The organism is Burkholderia sp. APQ4-4ca (assembly GCF_057837105.1).
Genome location: NZ_JBYQCG010000176.1, coordinates 1 through 3,665, shown reverse-complemented (window position 1 = coordinate 3,665; position 3,665 = coordinate 1). Strand labels below are relative to the sequence as shown.

Annotated in this window: 5 protein-coding genes; 1 reads left to right on the top strand and 4 read right to left on the bottom strand. The window is 65.2% G+C overall.

Translation table 11 applies throughout. From position 1 onward, the window contains the following. Positions 1–141 precede the first annotated feature (141 nt). From AC3IFE_RS20390 to AC3IFE_RS20380, 3 genes are all read right to left on the bottom strand, one after another. On the bottom strand, positions 142–585 hold the full coding sequence (locus tag AC3IFE_RS20390) for a DUF3318 domain-containing protein (protein ID WP_489191739.1): 444 nt from the start codon (positions 583–585) through the stop codon (positions 142–144). A gap of 43 nt (positions 586–628) precedes the next feature. Beyond that, the gene (locus tag AC3IFE_RS20385; protein ID WP_089466759.1) at positions 629–1,018 is read right to left on the bottom strand and encodes a phage holin family protein; all 390 of its coding nucleotides are present in this window, start codon (positions 1,016–1,018) and stop codon (positions 629–631) included. A gap of 126 nt (positions 1,019–1,144) precedes the next feature. Then, a complete protein-coding gene (locus AC3IFE_RS20380; RefSeq protein ID WP_006494044.1) occupies positions 1,145–1,447 on the bottom strand; it encodes an ElaB/YgaM/YqjD family protein in 303 nt (100 codons plus the stop codon). A gap of 317 nt (positions 1,448–1,764) precedes the next feature. Here AC3IFE_RS20380 and AC3IFE_RS20375 point away from each other — a divergent pair, with 317 nt between their 5' ends. Further along, the gene (locus tag AC3IFE_RS20375; RefSeq protein WP_006476788.1) at positions 1,765–2,403 is read left to right on the top strand and encodes a peroxiredoxin; all 639 of its coding nucleotides are present in this window, start codon (positions 1,765–1,767) and stop codon (positions 2,401–2,403) included. A 125-nt stretch (positions 2,404–2,528) separates the two neighbouring features. On the opposite strand, the gene AC3IFE_RS20370 is transcribed toward AC3IFE_RS20375, so the two are convergent. Continuing rightward, the coding region (locus AC3IFE_RS20370; protein WP_489191738.1) for an acyl-CoA dehydrogenase at positions 2,529–3,665 on the bottom strand (1,137 nt) is incomplete at its 5' end.

Here is a 3,665-nt window from a genome sequence, read left to right as displayed (position 1 = left end):
CGTTCACGCTGCGCTCGGACGGCACGAAGGGCAATGCGGGAGGCGAGGGTGTCGACGAGTCGAGCGCTGTCTGCTGGGGCGTGCGCTGAGTTCGCCAGGCGGGCGCGCAGCGGCGTATGGCCGCGCGCGGGATGCTAACGGTCAGTCGTCGCGTGGGTCGAGCCCGCGCTCCTCGCGGGATTGCTTCCAGATCCGGTAGACCTCCCATGCGGCGAAGCCGAGCGTGCCCCACTTCAACGCGGGGCCCGTGCTTGCGCGCAGCAGCGAGCGAACGGGTTTCGCCAGCACGAGCGACGCGAGCGAGCTCAGCATCGGATACTGGTTGACGAGCTGGCCGAGGCTTGCGTTCAGGTTCTTGGCCGACTGGCCGAACCTGCCGGTCGACAGCCCGGGGATGAACACCTTGAGCCAGCTGAAGCGCGTGACGGCCTGGCGCATTTCGGCGGCGGCCTCCGCAAGTTCGAGCCGCTCGACTTCGGATCGCAGGATCAGCAATTCCTTGCGGAGCGCGCGGTGCTGCGACGCGCTCCAGTTCGATCGCGACGAATGGGAGCGGGAGGGATTGCCCGTGATGTTCTGGCTCATGGCGCGTCGGCGAAGTAGGTGGGAGGGACGAGCGCGAGCGCGCTCACGGCTTGCCGCGGAACAGGTCGCGGTCTTTCTCGAGTTCGGCGAGCGTGGCCTCGAACACTGTGGGCGCGTCGCGCAGGCCCGAGCGCGCTTTCAGCGCGCACGTGATGCCGCCAATGGCATACAGCGCGGTGATCGCGGCGAGCGCCTGCCAGCGGTAGGTATCCCAGAACGCGATCGCGATCAGCACGGTGAGGCTGATGAGCGCCATCGTCGCGAGCATCATCGCGGCGAGTCCGAGGAACAGCACGCCCATCAGGCGCTCCTTCTCCTCGGCAAGCTCGATGCCCACCAGTTCGAGGCGCGTCTGCAGAAGGCCGATCGCGGAGCCGACGAGGCGGCGCAGCGGTCCTTGACCGGACGGCTGCGAAGGGGTGTCTGTCGTCATGGATAAGAGGCTTGCGCGTGCAGTAAGCAGCTAGGACAAAGCCGCCGGCGCAAGCCGGCGGGCTTCGACGTTCGACGCCCGCCGGCCGCGCGACGCTGCCTGCGGGACGAAACGGCGCAGAGCGCGTTACTTGCGGTTGATCAGCAGGCCGATCAGCACGCCGACGCCGGCAGCCACGCCGATCGACGTCCACGGGTGCTCGTGCACGTAGTCGTCGGTCGCGCGCGCGGCCTTCTTGCCTTTCTCGACCACCACGACCTGGACGTCGGCAGCCTTTTCCTTGGCCTGCTTCAGGCGAGACATGGCCTTCTCGCGCAGCTCGGCCGCACGGTCGCCCGTGCTGCTCGCCGCTTGCTTGAGCAGGTCTTCGGCGTCCGAGAGAACGGTTTTGATATCCGACATCAGTTTCTCCTTGTTGATTTCCGACATTGCAACTCCCTTCGTGCTGTCATGCTGCAGGTTCACATCGTAGCGAAACCCCTGCCTGCTGGCGAGCCGGGAAGACACACGGCGGCAGCGCAAGACTGCATGGTAAACGACTTGTAATCATGAACAGAGCGACAAAGGATTGAAAAGTTTCCCTCGCCGTCCACCGTCCTGCCACGACGTCGGGTAAAAATGACAAAAAAGCATGAATATCAAACGGAATATTCGTTCGCACGGCCCATGGCTTCCCGTAAGCTGATGGACTGCCCCGCGCTGTCCGGCGCGCGGTTTCAACCAGTATCGTTCGAGGAGGGAACATCATGAGTCTGCGTCTTGGCGACATCGCACCGGATTTCGAGCAGGAATCGAGCCTGGGCACGATCAAGTTTCACGAGTGGCTCGGCAACAGCTGGGGTGTCCTGTTCTCCCATCCGGCCGACTACACGCCGGTGTGCACGACCGAACTCGGGTTGACCTCGAAGCTGAAGGGCGAATTCGAGAAACGCAACGTGAAGGTGATCGCGCTGTCGGTCGACGGCGTCGAATCGCACAAGGGCTGGATCAACGACATCAACGAAACGCAGTCGACGGTCGTGGGCTTCCCGATCATCGCCGACGCCGATCGCAAGGTGTCGCAGCTGTACGACATGATTCACCCGAACGCGAACGAAACGCTGACGGTGCGTTCGCTGTTCGTGATCGACCCGAACAAGAAGGTGCGGCTCACGATCACCTATCCGGCCAGCACGGGGCGCAACTTCGACGAAGTGCTGCGCGTGATCGACTCGCTGCAACTGACCGACAATTACAAGGTCGCGACGCCCGGCAACTGGAAGGACGGCGACGACGTCGTGATCGTGCCGTCGCTGCAGGATCCGGAAGAGCTGAAGAAGCGCTTCCCGAAGGGCTTCAACGCGGTGCGTCCGTATCTGCGCCTGACGCCGCAGCCGAACAAGTAAGCATCGGCGGCCCGGAGCCGCGGCTCCGATGAAAACAAGCCCGCCCGGCAGCGATGCCGGGCGGGCTTTTGCGTGGTGGCGTGCGCGTGCGCGGCATCGCCGCCGCGCGTGTCATGGCCGCATCGTCAGAAGAATGCCTGGATGCCCGTCTGCGCGCGGCCGAGGATCAGCGCGTGGATGTCGTGCGTGCCTTCGTACGTGTTGACCACTTCGAGGTTCACGAGGTGACGTGCGACGCCGAATTCGTCGGAGATGCCGTTGCCGCCGAGCATGTCGCGGGCGAGCCGCGCGATGTCGAGCGCCTTGCCGCATGAATTGCGCTTCATGATCGACGTGATCTCGACGGCGGCCGTGCCTTCGTCCTTCATCCGACCGAGGCGCAGCACGCCTTGCAGGCCGAGCGTGATTTCGGTCTGCATGTCGGCGAGCTTCTTCTGGATCAACTGGTTCGCGGCGAGCGGCCGGCCGAACTGCTGGCGGTCGAGCACGTACTGGCGCGCGGTGTGCCAGCAGGACGCGGCCGCGCCGAGCGCACCCCACGCGATCCCGTAGCGCGCCGAGTTCAGGCAGGTGAACGGGCCGCGCAGGCCGCTCACGTTCGGCATCAGGTTCTCTTCGGGCACGAACACCTCGTCGAGGACGATCTCGCCGGTGATCGACGCGCGCAGCCCGACCTTGCCGTGGATCGCCGGCGCCGACAGGCCCTTCCAGCCCTTCTCCAGGATGAAGCCGCGGATCGCGTCCTTGCCGTTCTCCTCCAGCTTCGCCCACACGACGAACACGTCGGCGATCGGCGAGTTGGTGATCCACATCTTCGCGCCGGACAGCGCGTAGCCGCCCGGCACCTTCTTCGCGCGCGTGACCATGCTGCCGGGATCGGAGCCGTGATTCGGCTCGGTCAGGCCGAAGCAGCCGATCCATTCGCCGGTCGCGAGCTTCGGCAGGTATTTCTGCTTCTGCGCGTCGGAGCCGAATTCGAAGATCGGCACCATCACGAGCGACGACTGCACGGACATCATCGACCGGTAGCCCGAATCGACGCGCTCGACCTCGCGTGCGATCAGCCCGTAGCTCACGTAGTTGAGGCCGGGGCCGCCGTATGCCTCGGGAATCGTCGGGCCGAGCAGGCCGACTTCGCCCATCTCGCGAAAGATGGCCGCGTCGGTGCGTTCGTGGCGGAACGCTTCGGTGACGCGCGGCGCGAGCTTGTCCTGTGCGTACGCCTGCGCGGCATCGCGGACCATCCGCTCTTCTTCGGTCAG